At 68.5% G+C, this 22,818-nt stretch carries 44 protein-coding genes and 1 pseudogene; 5 read left to right on the plus strand and 40 right to left on the minus strand.

Translation table 11 applies throughout. From position 1 onward, the window contains the following. Positions 1–446 precede the first annotated feature (446 nt). The 3 genes from ACWEN6_RS13690 to ACWEN6_RS13700 all read right to left on the minus strand — a co-directional run bounded on the left by ACWEN6_RS13690 (position 447) and on the right by ACWEN6_RS13700 (position 2,251). Positions 447–833, minus strand: coding sequence for a hypothetical protein (locus ACWEN6_RS13690; RefSeq protein WP_452570479.1), 387 nt, complete (start codon positions 831–833; stop codon positions 447–449). 76 nt (positions 834–909) lie between these two features. Next, a complete protein-coding gene (locus ACWEN6_RS13695; protein WP_452570480.1) occupies positions 910–1,482 on the minus strand; it encodes a hypothetical protein in 573 nt (190 codons plus the stop codon). 58 nt (positions 1,483–1,540) lie between these two features. Then, positions 1,541–2,251 (minus strand): hypothetical protein, encoded by a 711-nt coding sequence (locus tag ACWEN6_RS13700; protein WP_452570481.1) that lies wholly within the window; start codon positions 2,249–2,251, stop codon positions 1,541–1,543. A 118-nt stretch (positions 2,252–2,369) separates the two neighbouring features. Between ACWEN6_RS13700 and ACWEN6_RS13705 the strand changes: the two genes are divergently transcribed. After that, positions 2,370–2,579 carry a hypothetical protein gene (locus tag ACWEN6_RS13705; RefSeq protein ID WP_452570482.1) on the plus strand — a complete coding sequence of 70 codons (210 nt, stop codon included), beginning with the start codon at positions 2,370–2,372 and terminating at the stop codon, positions 2,577–2,579. A 203-nt stretch (positions 2,580–2,782) separates the two neighbouring features. On the opposite strand, the gene ACWEN6_RS13710 is transcribed toward ACWEN6_RS13705, so the two are convergent. The 23 genes and pseudogenes from ACWEN6_RS13710 to ACWEN6_RS13820 form a co-directional block, all read right to left on the minus strand. Continuing rightward, on the minus strand, positions 2,783–3,061 hold the full coding sequence (locus tag ACWEN6_RS13710) for a hypothetical protein (RefSeq protein WP_452570483.1): 279 nt from the start codon (positions 3,059–3,061) through the stop codon (positions 2,783–2,785). Beyond that, positions 3,058–3,357: a hypothetical protein gene (locus tag ACWEN6_RS13715; RefSeq protein ID WP_452570484.1), complete on the minus strand. Its 300-nt coding sequence runs from the start codon at positions 3,355–3,357 to the stop codon at positions 3,058–3,060. The genes ACWEN6_RS13710 and ACWEN6_RS13715 overlap by 4 nt, the downstream gene beginning before the upstream one ends. A gap of 296 nt (positions 3,358–3,653) precedes the next feature. Next, positions 3,654–4,034 (minus strand): hypothetical protein, encoded by a 381-nt coding sequence (locus ACWEN6_RS13720; RefSeq protein WP_452570485.1) that lies wholly within the window; start codon positions 4,032–4,034, stop codon positions 3,654–3,656. Positions 4,035–4,077: 43 nt separating this feature from the next. Further along, positions 4,078–4,368, minus strand: coding sequence for a hypothetical protein (locus ACWEN6_RS13725; protein ID WP_452570486.1), 291 nt, complete (start codon positions 4,366–4,368; stop codon positions 4,078–4,080). 33 nt (positions 4,369–4,401) lie between these two features. Then, positions 4,402–4,611, minus strand: a pseudogene (locus tag ACWEN6_RS13730) (DnaJ domain-containing protein); the annotation flags it as partial. Positions 4,612–4,897: 286 nt separating this feature from the next. Beyond that, positions 4,898–5,182: a hypothetical protein gene (locus ACWEN6_RS13735; protein ID WP_452570487.1), complete on the minus strand. Its 285-nt coding sequence runs from the start codon at positions 5,180–5,182 to the stop codon at positions 4,898–4,900. Beyond that, a complete protein-coding gene (locus ACWEN6_RS13740; protein ID WP_452570488.1) occupies positions 5,175–5,390 on the minus strand; it encodes a hypothetical protein in 216 nt (71 codons plus the stop codon). The genes ACWEN6_RS13735 and ACWEN6_RS13740 overlap by 8 nt, the downstream gene beginning before the upstream one ends. Then, positions 5,387–6,193: a hypothetical protein gene (locus tag ACWEN6_RS13745; RefSeq protein ID WP_452570489.1), complete on the minus strand. Its 807-nt coding sequence runs from the start codon at positions 6,191–6,193 to the stop codon at positions 5,387–5,389. The genes ACWEN6_RS13740 and ACWEN6_RS13745 overlap by 4 nt, the downstream gene beginning before the upstream one ends. A gap of 187 nt (positions 6,194–6,380) precedes the next feature. Beyond that, positions 6,381–7,109: a WhiB family transcriptional regulator gene (locus ACWEN6_RS13750; RefSeq protein WP_452570490.1), complete on the minus strand. Its 729-nt coding sequence runs from the start codon at positions 7,107–7,109 to the stop codon at positions 6,381–6,383. Then, a complete protein-coding gene (locus ACWEN6_RS13755) occupies positions 7,106–7,279 on the minus strand; it encodes a hypothetical protein (RefSeq protein WP_452570491.1) in 174 nt (57 codons plus the stop codon). Before ACWEN6_RS13755 ends, ACWEN6_RS13750 begins: the two co-directional genes overlap by 4 nt. Further along, entirely contained in the window at positions 7,276–7,455 is a 180-nt protein-coding gene (locus tag ACWEN6_RS13760; protein WP_452570492.1) for a hypothetical protein, read from the minus strand. The genes ACWEN6_RS13755 and ACWEN6_RS13760 overlap by 4 nt, the downstream gene beginning before the upstream one ends. Continuing rightward, positions 7,455–7,598, minus strand: coding sequence for a hypothetical protein (locus tag ACWEN6_RS13765; protein WP_452570493.1), 144 nt, complete (start codon positions 7,596–7,598; stop codon positions 7,455–7,457). The genes ACWEN6_RS13760 and ACWEN6_RS13765 overlap by 1 nt, the downstream gene beginning before the upstream one ends. Beyond that, the gene (locus ACWEN6_RS13770; RefSeq protein WP_452570494.1) at positions 7,595–7,876 is read right to left on the minus strand and encodes a hypothetical protein; all 282 of its coding nucleotides are present in this window, start codon (positions 7,874–7,876) and stop codon (positions 7,595–7,597) included. Before ACWEN6_RS13770 ends, ACWEN6_RS13765 begins: the two co-directional genes overlap by 4 nt. Beyond that, positions 7,873–8,241 carry a hypothetical protein gene (locus ACWEN6_RS13775; protein ID WP_452570495.1) on the minus strand — a complete coding sequence of 123 codons (369 nt, stop codon included), beginning with the start codon at positions 8,239–8,241 and terminating at the stop codon, positions 7,873–7,875. Before ACWEN6_RS13775 ends, ACWEN6_RS13770 begins: the two co-directional genes overlap by 4 nt. Continuing rightward, a complete protein-coding gene (locus tag ACWEN6_RS13780) occupies positions 8,238–8,504 on the minus strand; it encodes a hypothetical protein (protein ID WP_452570496.1) in 267 nt (88 codons plus the stop codon). The genes ACWEN6_RS13775 and ACWEN6_RS13780 overlap by 4 nt, the downstream gene beginning before the upstream one ends. A gap of 22 nt (positions 8,505–8,526) precedes the next feature. Continuing rightward, positions 8,527–8,787, minus strand: coding sequence for a hypothetical protein (locus ACWEN6_RS13785; protein WP_452570497.1), 261 nt, complete (start codon positions 8,785–8,787; stop codon positions 8,527–8,529). Next, positions 8,784–9,128: an HU family DNA-binding protein gene (locus tag ACWEN6_RS13790; RefSeq protein ID WP_452570498.1), complete on the minus strand. Its 345-nt coding sequence runs from the start codon at positions 9,126–9,128 to the stop codon at positions 8,784–8,786. The genes ACWEN6_RS13785 and ACWEN6_RS13790 overlap by 4 nt, the downstream gene beginning before the upstream one ends. Positions 9,129–9,200: 72 nt before the next feature. Then, positions 9,201–9,527: a hypothetical protein gene (locus tag ACWEN6_RS13795; RefSeq protein WP_452570499.1), complete on the minus strand. Its 327-nt coding sequence runs from the start codon at positions 9,525–9,527 to the stop codon at positions 9,201–9,203. Then, positions 9,524–10,033, minus strand: coding sequence for a hypothetical protein (locus ACWEN6_RS13800; protein ID WP_452570500.1), 510 nt, complete (start codon positions 10,031–10,033; stop codon positions 9,524–9,526). Before ACWEN6_RS13800 ends, ACWEN6_RS13795 begins: the two co-directional genes overlap by 4 nt. A 49-nt stretch (positions 10,034–10,082) precedes the next feature. After that, positions 10,083–11,663 (minus strand): recombinase RecT, encoded by a 1,581-nt coding sequence (locus ACWEN6_RS13805; RefSeq protein ID WP_452570501.1) that lies wholly within the window; start codon positions 11,661–11,663, stop codon positions 10,083–10,085. After that, on the minus strand, positions 11,660–12,607 hold the full coding sequence (locus ACWEN6_RS13810; protein ID WP_452570502.1) for a lambda-exonuclease family protein: 948 nt from the start codon (positions 12,605–12,607) through the stop codon (positions 11,660–11,662). Before ACWEN6_RS13810 ends, ACWEN6_RS13805 begins: the two co-directional genes overlap by 4 nt. Then, positions 12,604–13,050, minus strand: a complete 447-nt coding sequence (locus ACWEN6_RS13815) for a hypothetical protein (protein ID WP_452570503.1) — start codon at positions 13,048–13,050, stop codon at positions 12,604–12,606. The genes ACWEN6_RS13810 and ACWEN6_RS13815 overlap by 4 nt, the downstream gene beginning before the upstream one ends. A 34-nt stretch (positions 13,051–13,084) precedes the next feature. Continuing rightward, positions 13,085–13,435, minus strand: coding sequence for a helix-turn-helix domain-containing protein (locus ACWEN6_RS13820; protein WP_452570504.1), 351 nt, complete (start codon positions 13,433–13,435; stop codon positions 13,085–13,087). Between the two features lie 186 nt (positions 13,436–13,621). Between ACWEN6_RS13820 and ACWEN6_RS13825 the strand changes: the two genes are divergently transcribed. The 4 genes from ACWEN6_RS13825 (at position 13,622) to ACWEN6_RS13840 (ending at position 16,477) form a co-directional block, all read left to right on the plus strand. Next, positions 13,622–14,128 (plus strand): hypothetical protein, encoded by a 507-nt coding sequence (locus ACWEN6_RS13825; protein ID WP_452570505.1) that lies wholly within the window; start codon positions 13,622–13,624, stop codon positions 14,126–14,128. An 84-nt stretch (positions 14,129–14,212) separates the two neighbouring features. After that, positions 14,213–14,704: a hypothetical protein gene (locus ACWEN6_RS13830; RefSeq protein WP_452570506.1), complete on the plus strand. Its 492-nt coding sequence runs from the start codon at positions 14,213–14,215 to the stop codon at positions 14,702–14,704. Further along, entirely contained in the window at positions 14,697–15,869 is a 1,173-nt protein-coding gene (locus tag ACWEN6_RS13835; RefSeq protein WP_452570507.1) for an MAB_1171c family putative transporter, read from the plus strand. Before ACWEN6_RS13830 ends, ACWEN6_RS13835 begins: the two co-directional genes overlap by 8 nt. Next, the gene (locus tag ACWEN6_RS13840; RefSeq protein ID WP_452570508.1) at positions 15,866–16,477 is read left to right on the plus strand and encodes a phosphatase PAP2 family protein; all 612 of its coding nucleotides are present in this window, start codon (positions 15,866–15,868) and stop codon (positions 16,475–16,477) included. The genes ACWEN6_RS13835 and ACWEN6_RS13840 overlap by 4 nt, the downstream gene beginning before the upstream one ends. Positions 16,478–16,656: 179 nt before the next feature. Here ACWEN6_RS13840 and ACWEN6_RS13845 read toward each other — a convergent pair whose 3' ends face one another. The 14 genes from ACWEN6_RS13845 to ACWEN6_RS13910 all read right to left on the minus strand — a co-directional run bounded on the left by ACWEN6_RS13845 (position 16,657) and on the right by ACWEN6_RS13910 (position 22,807). Beyond that, positions 16,657–17,190, minus strand: a complete 534-nt coding sequence (locus ACWEN6_RS13845; RefSeq protein ID WP_452570509.1) for a hypothetical protein — start codon at positions 17,188–17,190, stop codon at positions 16,657–16,659. After that, positions 17,171–17,806: a hypothetical protein gene (locus tag ACWEN6_RS13850; RefSeq protein WP_452570510.1), complete on the minus strand. Its 636-nt coding sequence runs from the start codon at positions 17,804–17,806 to the stop codon at positions 17,171–17,173. Before ACWEN6_RS13850 ends, ACWEN6_RS13845 begins: the two co-directional genes overlap by 20 nt. A 235-nt stretch (positions 17,807–18,041) precedes the next feature. Continuing rightward, positions 18,042–18,233: a hypothetical protein gene (locus ACWEN6_RS13855; protein ID WP_452570511.1), complete on the minus strand. Its 192-nt coding sequence runs from the start codon at positions 18,231–18,233 to the stop codon at positions 18,042–18,044. Beyond that, positions 18,230–18,958 carry a hypothetical protein gene (locus tag ACWEN6_RS13860; RefSeq protein ID WP_452570512.1) on the minus strand — a complete coding sequence of 243 codons (729 nt, stop codon included), beginning with the start codon at positions 18,956–18,958 and terminating at the stop codon, positions 18,230–18,232. Before ACWEN6_RS13860 ends, ACWEN6_RS13855 begins: the two co-directional genes overlap by 4 nt. After that, positions 18,958–19,164 (minus strand): hypothetical protein, encoded by a 207-nt coding sequence (locus tag ACWEN6_RS13865; RefSeq protein WP_452570513.1) that lies wholly within the window; start codon positions 19,162–19,164, stop codon positions 18,958–18,960. Before ACWEN6_RS13865 ends, ACWEN6_RS13860 begins: the two co-directional genes overlap by 1 nt. Next, complete coding sequence (locus tag ACWEN6_RS13870; protein WP_452570514.1) at positions 19,161–19,622, minus strand: DUF6166 domain-containing protein; 462 nt, start codon at positions 19,620–19,622, stop codon at positions 19,161–19,163. The genes ACWEN6_RS13865 and ACWEN6_RS13870 overlap by 4 nt, the downstream gene beginning before the upstream one ends. After that, the gene (locus ACWEN6_RS13875) at positions 19,619–19,819 is read right to left on the minus strand and encodes a hypothetical protein (protein ID WP_452570515.1); all 201 of its coding nucleotides are present in this window, start codon (positions 19,817–19,819) and stop codon (positions 19,619–19,621) included. The genes ACWEN6_RS13870 and ACWEN6_RS13875 overlap by 4 nt, the downstream gene beginning before the upstream one ends. After that, positions 19,816–20,448: a hypothetical protein gene (locus ACWEN6_RS13880; protein ID WP_452570516.1), complete on the minus strand. Its 633-nt coding sequence runs from the start codon at positions 20,446–20,448 to the stop codon at positions 19,816–19,818. The genes ACWEN6_RS13875 and ACWEN6_RS13880 overlap by 4 nt, the downstream gene beginning before the upstream one ends. Positions 20,449–20,466: 18 nt before the next feature. Continuing rightward, entirely contained in the window at positions 20,467–20,682 is a 216-nt protein-coding gene (locus ACWEN6_RS13885; RefSeq protein ID WP_452570517.1) for a hypothetical protein, read from the minus strand. Then, entirely contained in the window at positions 20,682–21,197 is a 516-nt protein-coding gene (locus tag ACWEN6_RS13890) for a hypothetical protein (protein WP_452570518.1), read from the minus strand. Before ACWEN6_RS13890 ends, ACWEN6_RS13885 begins: the two co-directional genes overlap by 1 nt. Positions 21,198–21,259: 62 nt before the next feature. After that, entirely contained in the window at positions 21,260–21,517 is a 258-nt protein-coding gene (locus ACWEN6_RS13895; protein ID WP_452570519.1) for a hypothetical protein, read from the minus strand. Continuing rightward, positions 21,517–22,014 carry a hypothetical protein gene (locus ACWEN6_RS13900; protein ID WP_452570520.1) on the minus strand — a complete coding sequence of 166 codons (498 nt, stop codon included), beginning with the start codon at positions 22,012–22,014 and terminating at the stop codon, positions 21,517–21,519. The genes ACWEN6_RS13895 and ACWEN6_RS13900 overlap by 1 nt, the downstream gene beginning before the upstream one ends. Beyond that, the gene (locus ACWEN6_RS13905) at positions 22,011–22,307 is read right to left on the minus strand and encodes a hypothetical protein (protein WP_452570521.1); all 297 of its coding nucleotides are present in this window, start codon (positions 22,305–22,307) and stop codon (positions 22,011–22,013) included. Before ACWEN6_RS13905 ends, ACWEN6_RS13900 begins: the two co-directional genes overlap by 4 nt. Beyond that, positions 22,304–22,807 (minus strand): hypothetical protein, encoded by a 504-nt coding sequence (locus ACWEN6_RS13910; protein ID WP_452570522.1) that lies wholly within the window; start codon positions 22,805–22,807, stop codon positions 22,304–22,306. The genes ACWEN6_RS13905 and ACWEN6_RS13910 overlap by 4 nt, the downstream gene beginning before the upstream one ends. Positions 22,808–22,818 lie beyond the last annotated feature (11 nt).

The following is a 22,818-nucleotide window of genomic DNA, read 5'->3' on the forward strand; positions in this document are numbered from 1 at the left end:
GGCGCGAAACCCCGGCACCGCGACCGAACGCCACTCAAGGCCCCGGCCAGCGCACCGCCTCGTCGTAGATCACCAGCGACGGCCGCGCACCACGATTCCCCCGGCGCCGGCGCTGCGCCCGCTCCAACACCAACAGCTCCCGCAACGCCACCACACCCCCCGACTCCCCCGGCCGCCGAAGACGCGGCGCCCCCGAACCGGCATCCACCACCCAACACGCCAGCAGGCCCCCGCGGATCCACCGATTCACCGTCGACACCGACACACACGCATTCACCGCAGCATCCGCCACCGGCAACCAGCTCGCCCTCGCCATGAAGATCACGATAAAACCCAGCCAGCCAGCGACGCCAACTGCAGCCTGGCCGGCCCCCCCGGGGGGGTAGGGGGGTATGCCAAAGCGCCCGCGCCGCTGGCTGCGGCGCGGGCGCTGTCGGCGCTGTCGGCTAGACGACGTACATGCGGCGCGGGGGCACCGCGCGGGCGATGGCCTCGAACGTCTCGGCGTACGCCAGCAAGTGGCGGATGTACTCGGGCAGCGTGGCGAGTCGCTCGGTCGCGTCCATCTCGGCGCGCTCATGGGACATGGCGATGATCAGGTGCCAGACCTTCATGGCGTCGCCGACGGCGTCGCGCCACATGATCCCCATGCCCATGGAGGCGGCGGTGACGTGGGCGCACCAGTTGCCGTCACACATGGCGACCGTGTTGCCGTGGCCGTCGGTCCCAATCATGACGGGGTAGGCGACGGCGCACAGCTCCAGGCACCGGTTGAACTGTTCGGCGGCGTGCTCCAGGATCGCGCCTACGCCGATGGCTCCGATGATGATCATGATGGGTTCTCCTGCGTTGGGTGGGTGGGTTCGGCGGGGTGCCGGGAGCGCCCGTGCGAGCGCTCCCGGCGGTTGATCACTTGGTGGCGGTGCCGGACTTCGGCGCGGCGGCGGGCTTGGCGGGGGCGGCAGGCTTAGCCGTAGCGGCGGCCAACTCGGCCTCCAACTCGGCCACGCGCGCGGTCAGGTGCGCGTTCTCGGCCTTGAGGTCGGCCAACTCCTGCGCGCGGCGGACGCCCGCCACGTACTCACGAAGCTTTTCCGCGTTCGGACCGGGCACGACGGCCAGCGGGTCATCCTTGTCCAGCGAAGCCAGGGCACGGCCGAGGTCGTGGCGCGTGATCACCTTGGTGCCATCCGGCGCGGTCAACGCGATGGCGTCGAAGCGCGTGGAGCCCTTCGGCAGCGGGATGTTCTCGTTGACGTAGGTCGGCTGACCCGCGCCGAGACGGAACGTGCCGTCAAGGATGTACGTGAGCGCCACGGGCACGCCGACGTGCCGGACCGTGCGGTCCCACGTGCCCTCACTGCCCTTGTTCCGCTTGTCCGCCTGGACAGCGGCAATGAGCTTGTCCACCAACTCAGGGCCGGTCGGGATGACGGGCGCGGGAGTCTCGGCGGGGGTCTCGGCGGGGGTGTTGCTGGTCATGATCGTTTTCCTTTGGGTTGGTTGGCTCGCCTGCCCTTGTGCAGGCGTGCCGTAGGGGTCAGAGAGCCTGTGTGTCCGCGTCATCAGGCGCGGGGGTGTCGCCGGTGTCCGGCATGGTTTGCCGCTTGCGTATGGGCTTGCTCTTAGGCTTGCGTACGCGCTTGCGTCGCCAGTACAGACCGGCAGCGATGGCCAGCGCGACGGCCGCGCCACCGATCAGGGCCAGCACCGGCACGGGGATGCCGTCGCCGGATGCTTGCGGCGTGGCGGTGATCGTGACGGTTGCCGGGGACGCCACGAGCGGCAGCGTGGGCTGCGGCGCGGGGGTCCCGAACGGGTTGAACGGGTTGGCCGTGTTGAAGCCGAGCGCGTTCGACCCCGGCGCGGGCGGCGCGGGTGGTGCGGGTGCCGTGACCGGTGCGGGGGTGACCGTGACCGGCGGCAGGACCGTAGGCGCGGGGGTTGTCGTCGCCTGCGGCAGCGTGGTCGGCGCGGGGGTGATCGTTCGCTGTTGGAGCGTCGTGGGCTCCGGCGTGATCGTCTGCGGTGCCAGCGTGACCGGTGCGGGGGTCACCGTTACCGGCGGCAGCGTGACCGGTGCCGGGGTGACGGTGCCGGGGTCGGTGGGCTCCGGGCATGCCGTGGGCATGGTCGGGTCCGCCTGCTCGCAGGTGGCCATGGCCAGGGGGACACGCAGCGTGGCGGCATGTCCCCATGCGGGGTGTAGGGCAGCGGCAATGATCATGATGGCCGCACCAGCCATGATCATCACCGCCCCTTGTCTCGTACTCACGGGAACTACGTTACATGTTGGATCGGGTCCTGACCGATCATGCTTATGTCGGTTTTATAACGAAGGGGAAGCACTTCCCCTTACGCTGTAGCGCATGACGGATCACACAGACCAGCTGTCCGAGATCGCCGAGACGACGGCCGAACTGTCCAGACTCGGCGATCTCACCAGGGCTCACAAGCAAGGGCGCAAGCAAGCGCCCGACGTGGCCAGGCGCGCGCGTGCGCTCGGTATGAAGGTCGAAGAGATCGCCCTGCTGTTGGACGTGACACGTAAGACAGTGTCCGAATGGACGGGCGACTAGCCGCAGACCAGCCCGCTTATCGTCACCATGACGATAGGCGGGCCGGCCACCCCTTATCGTCGTTCTGACGTTAAGCCGACGTTGTGGGACGGCCCTGGTGTCCTGTCTGGTGTCTTGTGTCTCTGTGATCGTCTGTGAGCGTTAACGATCAAGGGGGGTCACCCGAGTACCGGTGACCCCCCGTTTGCGTCTGTGCGTCGATCTCAGAGCGTTCTGTGACGTGTCTCGCTTTCTGCTGTGCTTGCGTACGTGCTTGCGTCGGGTTGGGATGACTCTTCGACGACGAGCGGCCGGTAGTGGTTGGCGAGGATTTCGTGGACTTTCCGCAGGGGCCAGGTGGTGATGTCGGCGATCTGCTGGGGGGTGCGTCCGCGGGCGTGGAGCTGGTGGATGCGGGTGATGTCGCGGGCGCGGGTGTGTTCGGCCTGGGGGTGGAGGCCGTGGTAGGCGCAGGTGGGGTCGTCGCAGGTGCGGACGGTCATGGGGTGTCGTCTCCTCGGTTGCGGTTGAGCAGGCGCCGCATGTGAGCGGTGTAGGCGGCTTGCTGCTCGGGGGTGACGATGCGGCGTTGGGACGGCATGCGGATGTGGATCTCGGCGACGCGGAGGCGTGTGTCGTCGGACCAGGCCGAGTGGAGTGCGTCGAGGACGAGCCTGTTGGACCAGGGGCAGCCGATGAGTTCGGCGAGGATCTGGTCGGGGTCCCAGTCGTCGCGTTGTTCGGCGAGGAACGCCGCGAGGCCGGCGTAGGCGGGCTTGGAGTGGTGTGGCTTGGTCATGTTGGCTCCGTGCGTGCTCGGGGGGATGTCGGGGTTTTCCACATTCGCCCGGGTGGTGATCTTGGTACTTCCAGCTCAGCGCCGTACGGGGGGCAAGGTGGTGTCTGTAGGTAGAGGGAGTAGGGACATGCTCTTGTAGGTACATGGGCCACGTCACAGCGTGGCCGTGGGGCCACGTCACAGCGTGGCCTAACGGGCCACGTCACAGCGTGGCCAAAGACCTGCGCGAACAAGATCATCGACGGGGGTTATCCACAGGTCGGGCCGGACCGCTTTGGTCACGTCCAGGCGTGGCCTTAGCGACCCGATGGGAGCACGATCGACGCAGGCAGAGGCGGCAGCACGTAATCGGTTGCGTGGCCCTTGCGGGCGTACACGGTGCGGCCGAGCGAGTCGACGCCGATGGAGACGCGGACCTCCAGGCCCCGGCGCGCGAGCCGCTGCACGGTGTCCGACAGCCCCCGCTCCCCCAGTCCCGACCGTTCCTGCAGCAGCTCCGTCAACGTGATCTTGCTGCCGTCGTCGCGCCGGTCGCCCCGGAACGACAGCATCCGCCGCGTATCGTCCTTGGCCCGCTCCGCGATGAGGAGCAGCACGTTCCGCTCGGCCGAGGTCAGGCCCTTCGCCGCCGGCGTGCCCAGCCAGGCCGCGACCTCTCCGACGAGCCGTGCGCTCACCCGTCCCCCCGATCCTGTTCATGGTCGTCCCGAGGGAGGGGCGTCAGATGGAACCGTCGCGGATCATGTCCGCCATCGCACCGTACGCCCTCTTAGCGGCCTGGTGACAGGCGTGCTTGTACAGCAGCGGGTCGCGGGCGAGCGCGACGACCATCCCGTCAGAGCCCGGTTCGCCGCTGCCGACCCGGGCGGCCCGCTCCTGCAGCGCCGCGACGAGCCGGCGCCGCTCGGCCGCGGCGCCCCTCTCCGCCGCGACCGCGAGAGGGTACTCCGCCCAGATGAGTTCGAGCAGCTCGGCGATCAGCCGCTTCGCTCGCGTGTGGGTCTTGATCATGGCTGGTTCTCCATATGGTCAGCGGCCGGGCTTGGGGGCCTGGCCGGTCACGTCGTAGTAGTGGCGTTTCGCCGGGTCCGACAGCACCTCGTAGGCATGCGCGACGGCTTTGAACCGGTCGGCGGCGGCCGGGTCGGGGTTGTGGTCGGGGTGGAGCTCGCGGGCCAGGCGCCGGTACGCCCGCTTGATGTCGGCCGGGGTGGCGTCCTCGGCGACGCCGAGCGCGTCGTAGAACCCGCCGGCCGGCCGCTGCGACGGACGCCGCGACGGCGGCGGCTTGGGCTTCGCTCGGGCCTTGGGTTTGCACGTCGCGACGTGCGGCATCATCAGCTTCTCGTGTGGCGCGAGCGGCCGTTCCCCGGTGACGCGACGCGACCGGAGCACGCCGGTCACGTCGCGCCACACCGCGGTGTTGCCCTTGGCGTCCGGGACGGGGTCGACTGCGAGCGGCACCCCCGCCTCCGACCTGGTCCACCGGACCCGCTTCCCGCATGAGCCCCGGCCGCCGTGCCCCTGACACGGCCCGAGGTCAGCTCGGGAGAACACGCCTCTCTCCCTGTTCGGTGACCTCGGCGAGCAACGTCACCGGGCAGTGGTGGCCCAGGTCGTCGCAGGGCCCGCACACGTTGCCCGCCTCTACCAGGCTGACGTGGAACTCGCAGAGGGCGATCCGGTGCTCGTGCTCGTGGATGCAGGCCGTGACGATGACGATCACTGCCTCGTCGCCGCAGCGGATGTACAGCTCCTCGTAGCCGCACCCGGTCGAGGCGTCGCTGGCCAGGATCCACGCAGCGTCGTCTGGCAGGTCAGACATCGGTGTCTTTCGTGTCGGTGGTGGTGTGGAAGTTGCCGAAGACGCCGAGCTCGGCGCGGGTGACCACGACGAAACCGGCCTCCTCGAGCGCCGCCAGGACGTCGACGGCGACGTTCATCCGGGCGCGCAGCGCAACCCAGTCGCCGGTCTTGGCCAGCGCCGGTTGGATCGCGTTGAACGCCACCGCCCGCGCCCTGTCCGCCGTCATGAGGCGACCTCTGCGGGGTGCCGCTCCAAAGCCTTCTCAAGCGTCGACACCGGCACGCCGAGCCATTGAGCGACGTGCTCCACACCGGCGTTGGCGTGGTCACCGGCGAGGGGGTAGTTCTCCATTCGGGCGTACCGGCGGGCCTCCTCGGCGAGGTCCCGGCCGTTGCGTTTACGGCTCAGACCTTCGAGGGTGCCGTGCTTGGCCAGGTACTCCAGCGCAGGCCGGCACAGCCGCCGCGCGTCCACGACACAGCGGTCACAGTGCATGCAGGCAACCGCTGACCAGTCCGGTTCGGCGCCTGGGTCATCGATCGTGGTGTCGTCCCACGCCGCCGAGGGCGCCCAGCGCTGGGTGGTGGCGCGCTGGCGGGCCTTGCGAGCTGCCGCGGTGTCCGGCGGCGCGGTGTGGAACAGATCGACGTACACACCCCTGACCGCTTCAGCCAGGACCGCGGTGACCGTTTCGGCTGTGGCGAGCCGGTTCACATCGGTACGGTGGTGCCCGGTGCGGGCCCCGACGAGGCGCGCGATCTGCCGGCCGGTCCACCCGTCGGCGGTCATCGCCTGGACACGGCGACGGGTCCCTGTCGCGTCGATGCACATCTGTCCGGGGGCCGGGGCGATGGCGAGCACACGGCGAGCGGTTCTCGGCCGCACCCGGTGATGCCGCCCGTAGTAGATGCGATGCAGCGTCGCGCGCTCGACGCGGGAGGCTGCGCTGATCTCGTGGAAACTCATCCCGGCGTCTCGCAGAGCCTGCAGGTGTGCTCGGATGAGCGTGCTGTCCACGTTGAGCGACATGCCCAGGTGGTGGATGGTGCGGATTTGCGCTCGGCCGGTGCGGCACTGCGGGCAGCCGCAGACGTAAACGTTGTGGCCGGGAGGGATGCCACGCGGACGTGGAGCATGTCTCTTCGCTTTCTCCGGCGCTTGCGTAAGGGCTTGCGTATTCGTCATCAGATTGTTCCTGGTGGGATAGTGGTCACGGTTACGCCGCCGTGTTCCTGGCGGCTTTCTGGCAGTCCCGGCATGCGCTCTGCCGCCCCCCGGGCTTGGCGGCCGACTTGTTGAACTCGGTCAACGGCTTCACCGCACCGCACTTGGTGCACGGCTTGGCGGTGGCGGTGTAGCCCTGGCAGGGCTTGCAGATGTGCTGGTAGCCGTTGCCGCGGGGCGCGTAGTCATGGATCGGTCTGCTGGTGTTGCACTGCTTGCAGGTGCGCTGCCCGTCCGGGACGGTGCCGGACGTGCGGATGATGCGGCGGCACGGCTCGCAGTACAGGCTGAACCCGTCATGCCGGGACCGGTCGCGGCTGTATTCGGTCAGGGGCTTGTCCAGGTCGCAGCGCAGGCATTTCTTGCTGCCCTGCAAGTCGCCGGAGCAGGTGTCACAGGCCAGGCTGCGGCTGGTGCCCTTGCTGGCGAACCGCGCGAGCGGCTTGATCTGGTGGCAGTCCTTGCAGCGACGGGACCCCTTCGGGACGGGGCGGCGGGCGCGCGCCCCGCGCTCCTCTTCGCTGAGGCCGGCGATCACCCCGCCCGGGTCCTCGTTGTCGGCCAGGCCCCGCAGGATCGTCAGGCACTTGTCGAACTCCCGGGGCGGGCAGGCCGCGCAGATGGCCTTGGCGGCTTCGACGGCGGCCTTGTCGTGCGGGTCGGGGTACATCACTGCGGCCTGCCCGGCGCATGGCCCGCCCATGGGCGTATCGATGATCAAGGTTCTCCCTCCCTGACACCGTCGATCACGCGCAGACACCCGCGCGCGGCTTCGCGGCGCATCCGCGCCCGGTCACGGCGGATCCCCGCATACACCGACCCGACCCAGCGCAGCGCCACGACACCCGTCCCGGCGGTGACGCCGATGGCGATGGACCAGGCGGCACTCATGGCTGCCCTCCGTTCTCAACAGCGTCGATCGACGCGTACAGATCGGTGTAGGCGGCCGGGGGAAGCTGCGGCAGATCCACGCGCGGGAACACGCCGGCGGCCAGGCGGCGAACGCCGGCCGCCGCGGCGGCCACGGCCGCCACGACGACCGCGCCGAGCGCAGCGACCCCCGCCATCACCGGTGCCGCCTCGGCCGGCGGCGGACAGGACGCCCGTGCCCGTAGGCCACACACGCGACCAGCAGGACGACGATCCCCGCCGAGGCGGCCACCGGAGCGGCCACCTCGGCGAGAAGCCCTGCGATGAGCAGGAAAATCATCGGCCGGTCAGCTCCCGCCGCGCGTTGTCCGGGAGCAAGTCCAGCAGGAGTCGATTGCGTTCCACGAGCTGCCCCACCCGGGCCGTCGCTTCGGCGAGTTTCGTCTCGGCGTCGAGCTTCTCCATCAACGCCTTGTCACGGGCCCTTCTCGCAGCGGCCCAGTCGAGCCTCAGGACACGGACCTCGCGGGCTTTGACCTGGCCCCACCGCCACCAGGTGATCGCGTTGCCGACCACCATGGCGAGCGCGACGACGATGAGCACGATGTTGTCCATCATCGGCTGCCGCCCATGTCGACCACGCTGATGATGTTCGGGTAGGACGAGGTGAAGCCGTTGCGCCAGCCCTGCACGTCGGCCTTATAGGTGTGCCCGGGCAGGAGCATGCCTTGGATGTCGCTGCTGTTCCTTTTCAGGCGGAACAACTCGTCGGTGTTCTCGTACACGCCGCGATCGGTCCATACCAGGTAGCGGCAGGAGCCGTGTTTGCCGCCGTCGCAGACCCGTTCGGTGCGCTGCACGGTGAACTGTTCGGTGCGGCCGGTGGTCGTTTTGTAGGCCGAGACGCCACCGACGAACAGCAGGATCACGATGAGGATGAGGCATCCGACGGGCCCGGACATGTGGTTGTCGTTACTGCTCATGCGTGGTTTCCGGCCTGGTCGTTGAGAAGTGCTTCCACGACGTCGAGCGGCAGGGTGACGTCGTGCTCGGCGAGGGCCCGCTCGAAGTGGGGCATGGTGGGGAACTCCTTGTTGTGGGCGCCGATCGTGAAGATCTCCACGGGGCGGCCCGCCGGGTGGTCGTAGCAGTGGCCAGCGAACGTGCCGTGCTGCCCCCACCACACGGCGATGGAGCGGTGGTCGGGGTAGCCGCGTTTCGGCTGTACGAGGCGCTGGGTGATCATGTGGGTCTCCTGGGTGGGTGGGTTACGCGGTGAGGCGTGCAGGTGGCTGGTCGGCGTCGTGCTGGCCGAGCAGCGCGGCGACGACGTGCAGCGGGATACACACCCGGTGCGGCCACAACGCGGCCCGCAGGGCGAGCACCGTGGGCAGTTCGCCGCTGGTCGTCCCGACCTGCCACAGAGGCGCCCCGGACCGGTCGGCGGCCGCGGTGAAGGTGCGCTTATCGGCGTCCCATGCGACGGCGACGGTGGTCCCGTCGTGCGCGGCGAAACTCAGCGCGGTCACGAGTCGGCCTGCTGGCTGTTCTGGACGGCGGTGGCCAGGGCGGTCCAGGCGCCGTTGACGCGAAACGTCGGCTTGTACGCCGCGTCGACGGTGACGGTGCCGCCGTTCTGCGGGTTGCGGGCCTGACGCTGCGGCCTGTACTTCAGCTCGACGGCCAGGAGGTTGGTTATGGTGATGCCGCGGCCGCTGTTGACGGTGTCCCGCATCACCAGGAACAGGGCGTCCACGATTGCCTTGACGTCCTTGATGTCCTTGGCGTCGCGGCCGGTGGCCTCGGCGACGACGGCGGTGACCGCGTCGACGAGTTCCTGCTTGTTCATGTTCCGCTGGTTCTTGCGCACGTTTTCTCCTTGGTGGAGCGATGAGATGGGGCGCTCCGGCCCGGGGGAAGCCGGGCCGGAGACGAATAGGGGTCAGGTGCCGGGGGTGTCCCGCCAGCCGACCGGCTGCTTGTCGGGGGGCAGCGCCTCGACGGCGTGAACGAGGCTGCGCGCGGCGAGCGCCAGGAGCTCGGCGGCGTACTGCGCTTCGGCGTCGGAGTGCGCGTGCTCCTGGTCGTCGTAGTCGCCGCACATGACGCGCAGCGCGGCCCGGACGACCTTGTCGCGGGCGAGGGCCACCTCGCGCTGCAGGTCGCCGATGTCGGGGCCGTCGTGGGCGAGGCAGCGCGCCGACTTGGTGCACGCGCACCTCGTGAACACCTCGGGGTCCAGGGGCGTCACCCCCGATGCGTCGGTCATGCGACACGCTGGTCGCTGGGCGCCACGGCGAGTTGCGGCTGCGCGGCCGGCTGAGGCGGGGTGAAGAACGCCGACTGGGCCGCCGCGCCCCCGGTCTCGGAGGAGGTGGTGCGGCGGCACGAACTGCCCGCCAGCTCCACCGTGGCTCCGTTGCGGTGGACGTAGCCCTGATCGGTGTCCCATTCCATCGGCTGCGCGCACGTGGGGCACGGCTCGGTCGCGGCCGAGGAACCCGAGGTCGCGGGAGGCTGCTGCTTGGCTGCCAGCAGAGCCTTGCGGCGGGCGATCACTTCCTTCCGCTCTTCGATCAGCACCCGCAGGTCACCGGCCTCCGCGAGGGCCTCCGTGCGCCGCGTTTCCAGCAGGCTCAGTTCGCTTTCGTCGCGATCCAGCTCGCCCTGCAGGTACTTGATCGCCTTGGGGGTGAGCACGTCGGTCTCCTCCTCGGCGGGGGGCTGCGCGGCGGGGGGCTGCGGGTAGGGGTGGGTCATCGTCATGCCTTTCATGGGTGGGGCTCCCGGCCCGCATCGCGCGGGCCGGGAGAGGTGGTGTGGGTCAGGAAGTGGTGAACTCTCCGGCGCGCATCCGCCTGAGGAAGTCGTCAAGCTGCGCCTCGTCGGCGTCGGCCAGGTTGGTCTTGGTGGCCTGGTGGAAGGTCTTGGCGAGCTGGGTCTTGGTGCCGGGCCACTCGGCGCGGATCTTCGCTTCCAGCTCGTCACCCGCCACCGGCTCGGCCCCTGCGGCCCGCGCCGGGGCGGGGGCCGGGGCCGCCGGCGTGGGAGCGGCTGCATCGTCGGCCGGAAGCGGATCGGCTTCCATCGCTTCGATCAGCTTCTCCAGCTCGGCGTCGGCCAGATCATTGGTCGAACCGATGTCCTGACGGCCGATGACGGCCTGGTAGAACGCGATCCGCGCCCTGCGGTCAGCGTCGGCGTCGCCGTGCCCGGTGACCTGCTGCTCCTTGAGCAGCGCGAACATGCGCCGCTCGCGGGCCCGCCGGTCGTAGGGCTCGACGGCCGGGGATTGGCCGGGGGCGTGAGCGACACCTTCGAGCGTCGGGATGTCGATCTTCCCGATCGCCTCGATGACCTGGTTGGCCTGGTCGAAGGTGAGCAGCCGCGCCGACTTGCGTTCCCCGATGGTCTTCTCCACCAGGTCCAGTGCGGCGTCCTTGTTCATGCCGCGGTCCCGCATGAGCAGCCCGATCTGCCGGTCCTGCTCGACGGTGACCATGCCGGGCTCGCCGACCTTGCCCCGGTTGGCGGCGCCGTTGAGGTTGATCGACTCGCGGACCGACGCGCCCGGGTCGGTTCCTTCCGCTGGTGTCGTGTCCGGCCGGTTGGGATGGTCGGTCACCGCGGCGGGGTCGGCGGTCGGGTCGATCTCCGTGCGTACGCCGCCCTCGTCGATCGACACGGCCGCGGCCATCTGCCAGGTCAGAGGCATGGACTTGACCAGCGGGACGCGGATCATGGTCTTCTTGCCCATCTCCACGCCCTCGGAGGTGATCCGGCCGCCTTTCCCCGGCGCCCACGGGCCCACGATCTCGCCCTTCTTGTTCTTGGCCAGGGCGTACTTGTCGCGGTGTTCGTTCATTTCGTCTTGGGTCCATGGGCGGGTGACCACGAAGCCGCCGTTGCGGAGCCGGAGAATGGCGTAGTACTTGATGGGCAGGCCGCGCTCGCCTTTGGCGAAGCGGTGCTCCATGTCCTCGGCCCCGCCGCGGCGCACGATGTCGAAGGTGTCGTTGGCGTACACGCAGTCGGCGAGCACCGAAGCGACCTCGGGGTGGCGGTAGCCGAGTTCGACGTATCCCTTGTAGCCGATGATCAGCGTGGCGTCGGTGCGCTGGTCCCTGTTGTTCCACATCGGGATCAGGTAGGCGTGGCCGAGGCCACTGACGCCGACCCGCAGGCCGAGCTGGGCGCTGGTGACCAGCCCGCCGACCACCGACGCCCAGTGGCAGGTGGCCAACTTCGGGGTCTTCTGTACGACTTGGTAGGCGTCACGGAGGATTTGCCGGACCGACATGCCCTCGGGCAGGGCTTCCTGCAGGATCTTCTCGTGGGTGGCGATGTGGTCGTTGAGCTGGGCTGCGCGCTTCTCCAAGGCGGAGGATGGCTGGGTGTTGCTCATGCTGCTTCCCTTTGCGGAAGTGGGATCTTGGACAGGTTCTTGGTCGGCGCCGGCATCAGGAACGGATTTCCGGCGCTGCTGAGCTGCCGGTGACCCAGCCGGTAGCCCTGGTAGAGGGCGCGGCGGGCCTTGCCCATCGACGCGGCGAGCCTCGTCTTAGCGGCCTGGGCGCGCTTCTCGGCGTGCTCCAGGTCGAGCGTGGCCTCGATGAACTCGACGGCCTCTTCCTCGGCGGCGACGTACGCCTCTTCCAGATGCCCCTTCGGGTGGATCTCTGGGTGGAGCCTGAGGACTGCCTCGTAGGTGGCCACGTGGTCATCCAGCTCGGGCATTTCGTCCCAGAACAGGCTGGCCAGGAAGTCCTCGGCGGCGTCGCGCATGGCCTTGGCGAGCGCGGCGTCGTAGTCGATGACGTACTCGCGGAACGACAGCCGCCCGTCGAGCACGACGATCCGCCACCGCGCCAGGCCGAAGACGTCCATGTACCACTGGATCTGCGCCATGTAGTAGCGGGGGATCTCAGCGGTGCCAGGTCTGCCCCACCCGGACTCTCCGGCGTTGGCGTCGGTTTTGAACTCGGCGCCCTCGACCACCACGCCGTCGCGGGCGCACAGCGCGTCGGGGTTGCCGAGCTGGTAGTCCCGCAGGACGTTGACGTAGGTGCCCGCCGTGTGGACCTCGAACTCGGGGTGCTGGTCGGCGAACCACGCCCGGATGCCGGGCTCCAGGTAGTGGCCGCGAGCCATCTCCTTGGTCTGTTTGCCCTTGTCCACGAGGCCGGCCATGCGGCACCACACCGAGTACGGCGACTCCCACGGGGAGATGCCGAGGATGGCCGCGATGGTGGACCCGCCGATCCGGCTGGCCCGGGCGGCGTCCCATTCGGGAGTGTTGGCCTCCCACGTGCCGAGGTGGCGCGCGGCCGGCGCGAGCAGCACCGTCATTGCGTCTTCTCGTGGGGGTCGTGGACCAAGATCCAGGGAGCGTGGCTACTCAGCAGGCGATCGAAGTGCTCGTCGTCGTAGATGCAGCCGTCGGCGTCGATCAGGTGCGTGGCCAGGTCGGAGTGGCCGTCGGTGCTCCTGTCGAGCGCGAACCACTGCCTCACCCTGTTGCTGGCGCTCTGCCATGTCTGGCCGGGCTTGGGTGGCCACTCTTCGGGAGCCAGGTATTCGACGGTCACTCCGGGCTGGTCCATGGCGACCGACAGAGTGCGGTGGGCGTCCCGTTCCGGGCCGCCGTAGCGGATGCTCATCACGCGGGCCGACTCGTGGTAGACGTTGCCCTCGATGCTGACGCGGACCCGCCGCCCTTTGGCCAGGCCGGGCGGCCCCTCGGTGTCCGTGCTTGCGTGTGGGCTTTCCGACAGGTTTGCGTCGTGGCTCATGGGTTGCTCCTTGGGTGGGTGGAACGGTGCAAAATCAGGGCTGGTTGTAGCGCTCGGCGAAGTGCGCTGCGATTGCGGATTCGGGCACCTTGTAGGTGCGGCGGTTGATGCGGAAGGCGGGCAGGACGCCTTCGTGGATCATGCTGAGGACGGCCGTGTTGCTGACCTTGAACTTGGTCGCCGTCTCCTTGACGTTCACGGTGCTTCCAAGGTCGGTGACGCCCTTGTCCGCGAGCTTCTGCAGCACCTGCCTTGTCATGGCGTCGAGCAGCGTCCCGGCCTGCTGCACGGTGAGCCGCTCGACGACGGTGGTGGCGAAGGAGCGCAGCAGGTCTGCGCCTTCCCCTTCGGGCAGATGATCAAGGTTCTCAAGATCGACTAACACGGGTCGAGACCTTACTCTCACAAGCGCGACATGTCGAGATTTTTGCGAACTTTGCGATTTAACTGGTAGTTGACGATTCGCGCGACGTTCTGCACTTGCAGATGCAAGAACATCTGCACGGCTGCTACGTTTGCCTCTGATCGCACAAAAACAGAACTTTGCGCAAGAACGTGGGATGATGTGCCTGTGGGACCCGACGAGGAAGCAACCGTCACCGATCGCGTAGCCGAACTCATCCGCACTCGTAGGACCAGCCGGCTGGACGGGCTGTCCGCCAGGCAGGCCGCCACCCGCGCAGCCGTGCTGGTAGGAGGCAGCTTCTCGGAGATGACGTGGCGGAACGTCGAAGCCGGCAAAACCACCAAGCTGAGGTGGATCTTCGCCGCCGCTTCGGTTCTCGGCATCACGCCGGAAGAGATGGAGCAGGCCGGCCGGCCGGATGTCGCCGAGGTCCTGCGAAAGGAATCAGGGCGGCGCACCACCGGCGAGTCCGGCCCCGTGCACACCGAGTCGGTCGACGCCAACGCCGCCGAGCTGCTGTCAGCCCTGCAAGAGGCCGATGTGACTCGGATCGCGTTGCGTTCTGCCGGCCTGTCCCCTATGTCCAGGAAAGCGATACTTCAAATCGTTGAGGCTGCTCTGATTGCCGAGGGGGCGGCGCCGACCGATACCCCTAATTCCGGTGAGAGCTGATTTGTTCACCTGAAGGAACTTGCCGCCCTGCCGACCGAAAGAGTAAGTTTCCGGTCTTGGCAGCGAGGAAGGACCGTTCCAGACGTGCAGATCCCCCCCACCGTGGAGGCCGCCTTACGCCTGGCCCCACCACCCGAACCGTTTGATCTTGACGAGTACCTCCAGCAGATTTCACACATGCGTGGCAGGCGCCTGTTCATACACCCCCTGCCTGACGCCGCTGTGAGCGCTGTCTGTGGATTATGGCTGGCGACCGATACCGCTGACCACATCTACACCGCCAAGACCGCGACAGGGCTGTTGCGCGTCAATATCGTGCTGCACGAAGTAGGGCACATGCTGTTCGACGGCGGCGGCAGCTCGACCGAGTCGATCAGCGAGCTTGAATCGGCGCTCGGCCTCACCGGTGTCAAGGCAGCGCGCAGCGCCTATGACACTCAAGAGGAACGCGACGCCGAGCTGTTCGCACGTCTCGCCCCGATGGGGCTCTCGGCAATTGGCCTCAATGCCAGTGAGTCATTACGGCGCCTGGAGCACACCCTTACCGATCCCACTGGAGGGCGTCGGAATGCCTAATGCGCTGGAGTCATTCATTCTGTTGCTGCTGCTGGGTGCCACATTGTGGCGCACACCATCGGCGCTGCAGACAGCTGGGCACCGGGGGGTGTGGCTGACCTTTCTCGGCCTGCTGGTGGCTAAGACGTTCGCGGTGCCCATCGTCATCGAGGCCGTCAACTCCCTCGCCGGCGGATGGCAGGTCGCTTCGGTGGTGAAGCGTGTGGCCGGGTTGATCGCCATCTCCGGGGTGCTGATGTTCGTCGACACCATCTCCACCGCCGAGGATCAGGAAGCCGCGCGCCGCAGGCGTGAACGGCGCCGCACCTGGACGCTCGTCCTGGCAGCGGTTCTTCTGGTGGCTCTGTGGGCGGTCCAGGGACGGGACGCGGTAGCTGAGTTCGCCGATTTACGGGGTCATGCGACCGCCGCGCGAGCCTACTTCGCGACGTTCGAGGGGGTGCTCGCCTTCGCGGGCGTGGAACTGGCGATGATGTGTTTCCGCTACCGGGGCCAGGTGCGGCCCAGCGCCTTTCGCACAGGCATCAGCCTGGTGGGACTGGCCGCCGTCATGTCCTTGCTCAACGGGGCCTACAACTTCACCTACCTCACGGCGACGATCATCAGTCCGGACCGGTGGGACGGCACCTACTCCCTCATCCTGGCTCGGTGGATTCTCGCGCCGTGCATCATGCTGTTGACTATCGGCATGTCGATCTCGGCTGTCGCAGCGTGGGTACAGCGGGTCCGGGATTACAGGGCCTACATCGCTCTGGAGCCGTTATGGCGTGCCATCGCCGGGCGATTTCCTGACATCGTGCTGCCCAGCCCCGGAGCGAACACCTATCAGCGGCTCTACAACCGGGTCATCGAGATCAGCGACGGTCTGCTCCGTCTCAGCGAGTATGAGTCCCCTGCGACGCTGGTCCGTGCCCGCGCCGCGGCGCGGGCGGCCGGCGTCAGGGAAGACCAGGGGGAGGACGTGGCCGAAGCATGCTGGATCGCTGCGGCGTTGAGGACCTCTGAGGGCGGGGAGGTGCTGCCGGAGGACGCCGAACGTGTCCAACTGCGTGGCGAGGCCATCCCGGCGCGTCAGATCGCGCTGCTGATCGCGGTCAGCCGCGCGTTCATCTCCTCACCGCTGGTGAGCCGTGTTCCAACGATGGCAGAGGATCAGCCACAGTGACAGCGAGCGAAGCTGCCAGCGGCAGCCGCATGGAATCGCGACCTGCCAGGATCACCACAGAGATTCTCAGTCCGTTTCACCTGGTGATCCCGCTGCCGGCCGTGGTGGGTTGGCATCAGACATGGCCAGCCGCCGCCGGGCTTTGGTGGGGGGTGTTCGCGTCGATATTCGGGGGAATCGCGCCATACGCCCTGGTGTTATGGCGGGTCCGCACCGGTCAGGCAGGTGACCGGCACATCACGCGTAGAGAGCAACGTCTGGTGCCGCTGATCATCAGCATCGTCATGGTGCTCAGCGGGATCGTCATCCTGGTGCTCGGTGGCGCACCGGGCGCTGTGCTCGCAGTTCAGGTGGCGCTGCTCGGCCTGGGAGTGACGATGGCACCCATCACCCGCAGGTGGAAGATCTCCTTCCACGCCGCGGTGGCGGCCGGGACGGTGGCGATCCTTGCCGCCGAGTTCGGGCCGGTGGCTGCCTGGAGTAGCCCGCTGGTGGTGCTCGTCGCCTGGTCGAGGGTGTCGCTCGCTGATCACACGGTGAAGCAGACCATCGCAGGAGCCGTTGTCGGTGCCATCGTGTGCTGGGTCGCCTACCGTTTGGTGGCGTAGGCGTGGTGGTGGCGCTGCTGACGGGTCACAGCGCGACCATGATCGACACCGGTCATGGTCGGTGCTGTGAACGTCGATCGCAGACACGCTCAGGGGGCCCTGAGATCGTCACACGGTCAAGATCGCGTAGCGCTGTAGTCATTGAACGCACACCGTAAATGATCTTGTCAGGGTGCGTCTCAGAGATCACCGCGAGACGACCCTCCCGACCTGGCTTGCACCCGGGCCACCACCTCCCGCAGCATCTGCTTCGGCAGCCCCGTGATCTCCGACATCCGTTCCCGCGACACCATCGGCCTGGACGACGCCGCCTCCCCCACCGCCGGCCTCGCCGCGGCTTCGATCGTCACGTAGAACTCCCCGAGCGGCGTCCCTGGCTCAGGATCAGGGTCATACGACACGATCGCCCGCACGATGCCCGCCAGCTCCTCATCGGCCGCCCGGACCGGCGAATCCATGGCGTTACGCGGCAGCAGACCGGCGCCCAGGACCGACCGCACCAGCTCCTCGTAACGCACCTGCGTTTCCCCCGCTGCAACGCCGACCACGCCCAGCAGGTCAACGGTGCGCGCTCGTAGCTTCTCCGCGGCCTCGGCCAGCGCCGGCATCTGACCCGCGATGTGCTCGTGCAACGCCTTCGTCGCCTCGACCATCCGCCGCTCGGCGAGCATCTTCTGCATTGTCACACCAGCTTCAACCTGCGGCTTCTTCATGAGCATGAGGGTAACCTCCTTTGCGTTCGTATACACAACCATTCGCCAATTCGGCCACATGCCGCAGGTACTCCTCCACCGACCACATGTAGCCGCAACCACCGACCTCGGTGTTGCACTCGATGTAGGTCTCACCCGCCGTGCGGATCAGCGCCCGCATCTCGCACCAGGAGTTCGGGCACGGCGCATCCAGCTCCTGCACATGCACCTGCCACGGCGCGAGCGCATGCGCGGCCCGCCGCAGTTCGGCGACCTCGCGCATCATCTCGCCTATCCACGGCCGGGTCACCGCGAACGGCACCTGCCGGCGCAACCACCCGGCGAGGTGGTCGACGGCCGCACCGACCGGGTAGGTCAGGCCGCGGTGCTCGGCGATCAGCCACACCCACGACTTCAAGATGGTGGGAATCGACGGCGGCCCCACCTGGTCGCCGTACTCGTCGTGCACGGCCTCGTTCGCGGGCTGCAGCATCGACAGCACATCGAGCCGCACCGGCGCCGACTTCTCCCTCGACCCTGATACCCGGTCGCCGCCCGAGGTGCCCGGCATGGTGTGCTGCTCCAGCCATCGGCCGATCGACGGCATGCAGTCAAGGTCGCGCCGCAGCCGGGTCATGCAGCCCATGCACACCAGTTGCCCAGGTTCCGCCTCACGCGGCCTCGAATCGCCGCCGCAGTCCGGGCCGATGCACAACGACGATTCAGGCAAGGACGCCGTCCTTTCACAGGCAGGGAAAGACGCAAGCCGCGCCGCAAGCACAGAGGCGTGCGGCACGGCTTGCGTACTGTCTACGCTATGTCGCCGCAGATGGGACTGCCATTACCGACTCGTTGGCAGGCATCTCACCGCGCTACTCTTCGCCCTCGCGCATGTCCTGGATGATGTTGATGACCTCTTCGCAGTGGTGCTCCAGGCTGTGACGCTCGCCGGGCGACATCGTCTCAAGGACGGCGCGAGCGTGGTCGACGTCGTCGTTGACGATGGCCAGCAACGCCTCCGACTCGATGTACGGCGTGCCGTACTTCCTGGACTCGACACTCACCTGGCCCTCCTGGCAGCTGTCCGCCGGGTCATGGCGACCGCGACGTGCTGCACGGTGAACACCGCCCAGAACCCGCCGTCGCTGTCGGGGACCAGGTCCACCTCGTAGACGACGGCGCAGACCGAACAGAGCACTCGCGTGTTGGTCGCCTGGGGGTCGCCGGTCACCGAATCCACGTCCGGGCGGATCCACACCCACCGGCTGCAGCACGGCGCTTGCGTGGCCAGCGCGCGACCTCGCGGCGCCGGCTCGGTGTACCGCGACACCCGGAAACCAGGCTGAATCTGCAACGGATCGACCGGGGCGTGCGCCGGGACCACCGGCCGCGGCCGCGGCTCCTCGCGTTCCCTGCGACGCGGCACGACGGCCAGGCCGGACATCTCCAGTGCGGTCAGCAACCGATCGGCCAGGGCCAGCCGGTCGTCCTCACCGCCGAGCGCGGGGTCAACCGCGCGGGCCAGCTCGTCGGCCAGGACGTAGACCGGTCCCGGCCGGCGCGCGTCATGCAGGGCACCTGCGGCCTGCCGGTCGACGCGGCGGACCCACCGGTCCAGCTCGGCGGCGGTGCCGAAGACGGCGATCTCCTCCCGGTTGTAGCCGTCCACCAGGAGCAGCACGTGCGTGGCGCCCGAGGGGTGCTCGCGGTCCTGCATCTGCGGGTCGGTGAGCGGCAGGATCGTCGCCGTCAGCCGATCGGTGGCGGTCTCGAAGACGCGGACGCCCATCACACGCTCCCGTACTTGGCGTCGATCTTGTCCCAAAGGTCCCGGCCGAGCTCCACCAGGCCATCGGGGTTGTCAAAGAAGTCCAGCGCCCAGTTCAGCGGGTTCGGCTCCTCCCACGCCACGCTCGCGCAGGCGGCGGCAGCGAGTTTGATCAGATCGCGGGCCTGGTCATCGGTGATGCCGAGGTGGTCGACGTTGATGCTCACCGGCCCTCCCTCGCGGCCACGAACCGCTCGAACCAGGCGAGGATCTCCGCGCGCGACATGCGCCACTCATCGCCCCAACCGGCGACGAACTCGAACTTGAACGCCTGGTACACCGCTGGCACCACCAGCGACCCCTCCTCGCACTCGTGGCATCCGCCGATCAGCTCGGGGTCGTAGGTGTCGGCCTTCGCCGGGTCGTACGGCTGCTCGGTCTCGGTGGCGACGTCGAACACGACCTGCCCGGTGCCGCCGCACGCGCAGCAGCGGGCCCGGTCGCCGAGCGCGTCCAGCAGCAACGACCGCGCGCAGTCGGCGGCGCCGCTGCCGGCGTATCCCCATCCCATCCCGGTGGGCGAGTGCCGGGGGACGTGCTTCACCAAGCCGTACTCACCTGTGATGAACGACCCGCCGCCGACGTTGCGCCGGTACCCGTGGTAGATGACGTCTTCGCTGCTCACTTGCCCTCCAAGGCGTCAACGCGGGCCGTCAGTGCGTCGAGCGCCGCCGTCAGTTCGGCGATCTCGGCGGTGCGCTCGACCAGCAACCGCTCGGCGGTGTCGGCGCGCCCCTGCAGGGCACGCAGGTCCCTGACCGCCTGGTCGGCGGTGATGCGTGCCACGCGCCCGGCGCGGCAGTCGACGTATCCGATGTTCATGAGTGGTTTCCTTCCTTGGCGTAGCGCCTGTTGATGAGGTCGAGCAGGTCGGCGAACAGCGGGTCGTCGGGGTGCAGGCCGACCGACACCCAGTGCCGCATCCGCCCGTCGTGGTCGGCGCTGATGGTGATGTCGCCGCGGTCGCCGAACTCGATGCGAGGGGCGTCCCGGACGACGCCCTCCGCGGGTTCGAGCCGGCCCGCAGGGAGCAGCGCGGCGATCCGCTGCGCCTCGGCAGTGAGCAGCGCCTTCTTGATTTGTGCCTGGGCGATGCGCTCCATCTGGCGGGCCAGGTGGGCGGTGTAGAGCGGCATGAGCCGCCGCGTGATGTCCTTGGCCAGGTCCGTGGCCGGGCGGTCGGCTGTGACCCGGATCTGCGGGCCCGTCCTCCAGCCGTGCAGGCTGTCCTGCGTGGGGTCCAGGCCGGTGATGGTCAGCCGGTTGTGCAGGGCGGCGTCCCGCAGGGTCGCGAAGTGCACCATGAGCCGCCGGTCGCCGCTGACGAGCAGGACCGCAGGGGGCCGCTTGCCGATGGCGGGTTCTTGGACGAGGTGGAAGCCGTCGCCGAGTGCAGCGGCGATCGGCTCGGCGAGGCCGCGGACCTCCTCGACGGTGCCGAATCGTGTCATCGTGTTCTCCTTGGTGAGTCAGCCGAACAGTTCGAGCTGTTGCGGCGTGGTGAGGTCACGGGGGTGGGGGGCAGGGGTACGGCCGACCGCCCTGCAGTAGGACGGGCAGGTCGCGGTGTGGACGTCGCGGCATCCTTCGCGGCGGAACTCCAGGCACACCCGGTGGTCGCAGTACGACACCGGGGCGATGCGCAGCTGGCTGTCCTGCTCGCCGCATTCGACGCAGCGGGACATCAGCGGGGCTCGCCGGGCTCCGGGTGCAGCCAGTGCCGGATGAACGGGTTGAGACGGGCGGCCACGATCTCGTCGACGACCCCCAGGTCCAGGACGTTGTGCCCGTCGTCCTTGGCGGCGGCCCAGAGCTGCAGGAGTTGCGCGAGCGTCGCGGTCAGCGTCGCGGTGAGACTGCTCGCCGGGTAGTCCCGCTCGATGGTCTCCATCAGCGTGACGTAGTCGTCCAGCTTCATCAGCGCCCGGTAGGTGGAGGCGCCGGCCCGGAGCTGGAACATGCGGAACCCGTCGCGGGTCCACAGGCTGACCCGGTTGACGTCGCGGTCGCCGGGGCCCTGGATGACGAAGCCGTAGCCGAAGCGGCTGGTGTACGGGGTCACGTACGTGCGGGGAATGTGGTGCTCGCGGCACACGGCGAGCAGTTCGTACCGGTAGCCGGTGACGATGCCCGTGGTGTCGCCTTCGAGGTAGTGCAGGGGCACCGTGTGGTAGGTCGCGCCCATCGTGCCAGATCGCATGGGTGGTTCCGTTCAGTGAGAGCAGGAGCCCGGCGGTGGCGCCGGGCCCCTGCGGGGGTTGGTCAGTCAGGCAGGTGGATGTCCTGAACGGGCCGCCCGGCCGCCGAGTGGGTCGACAGCGGGTGACGGTCGGGGTTGCGGTGGTCGGCGCGGTGGAGCTTGGCGATCTCCTCCGCGCCGGCCTTGACGGACTGGGGGTTGGCCAGCCAGGGCTGCCCGTCGCGGCCGAGCGTGCAGCCTGCGGTGTGGCAGACGGCCTGGTGGTGGACTTCGCCGCCCACTTCGACGGGCTCGATCTTCACGACGATGCGGGGGGCCATCACGCTTCCCCGATGGTGATCGAGCCGTGGAAGCCGTGCGGGAAGGCGTCTTCGTCCACGATGTCGATGCCGTACCCCATGCCTGGGCCGGTGTTCGGCCAGACGCTGACGCAGGTGGGGACGCCGGTCCACACCGGGCCGGCGTTCGGTCCCTCGACCAGGGACACGGTGATGAGCTTGCCGAAACGCCGCATGACGTACTGGACGGCGGCCTCGGCGCCAGCGGCGTGGAGCAGATCGAACTGCTGCGCCGCGGTGGTGTCGAGCCGGGTGCAGGGCGCGAAGACGACTAGGCCCAAGGCGTCGGCGACGGTCAGCTCGCCGGGGATGAAGTCGCTGTAGAGCTCGGCGGCGATCGCCGTGGCGACGGTTGCTGTCACGTGCAGCGGATGGTCATGGGCGTGCAGGTGCTGGTTCCGTGTCAGGTCGGCGCAACCGGCGCGGTGGACGTGGAACGCGCCGCCGATGAGCGCGGCCTGGAAGGAGAGGGTGGTCATGGGTGGGTCTCTCTTGTGGTGTGGGGGTGGACGAGTTGGAGGTTCGGCGTGTCGATATCGAGAGTCAGCACCCCGGTGAATGTGCGGCTGATCCCGTCGGCGAACACCACGGTGATCATGAAGTGACCGCGGATACGACGGGGCGTGAACTCGACGGGGCAGCCCCGCATGGTTCGGCATTCGTTGCGACCGTCGAGCTCCCCGACGACGATGCGTTGCTCCTGGGCGACGGCGGCCGTCAGGCAGGTCACGGCCGCCACCGCGCCCAGGGGGTTGGACAGGTCGAACCTCATGGCGACTCGGGCACGATCGTGATGGTGCCGGTGAACGTCACGGTCGAATGAGGGCCCTCGTATACCTTGAGGCTCAGCCGACCGAGCTCACGGCGGACCTCGACGCCGATCACCGTCACCGTGGTTACGTAGCCCAGCCCGTTGTGGTCTCCGTGGATGGTGACGTTCTGGCCGATCAGGCCGATGAGATGGTGAATCGCTGCACCGGCCTGTGCCGGGTCGTCCAGGTCGTACTCCCGCTCGGTCGTCGGCTCGAAGATGGCGGAGGTGATTCGCCAGTCGCTGTCGTCGTGCTCGAAGGTGCCGTCGTGGAGCTTGTGCAGCCACAGGTGGTCGAGCTGGGCGATGGCGTTGCCCAGGCCGGGGGTGGTGGTGCCGCTGGGGATGGGCAACCGCATGGCGATGTCGTAGGTGAAGGTCTCCTCGACGGTGAACCGGACGTCGCGCAGCGGCTCGGCACGGGTCTCGCCGACCGGGCCCGGCAGGGGGGCGTTGTGCATGGTGTTCCTCC

The sequence above is a fragment of the Sphaerisporangium sp. NPDC004334 genome (assembly GCF_053602655.1).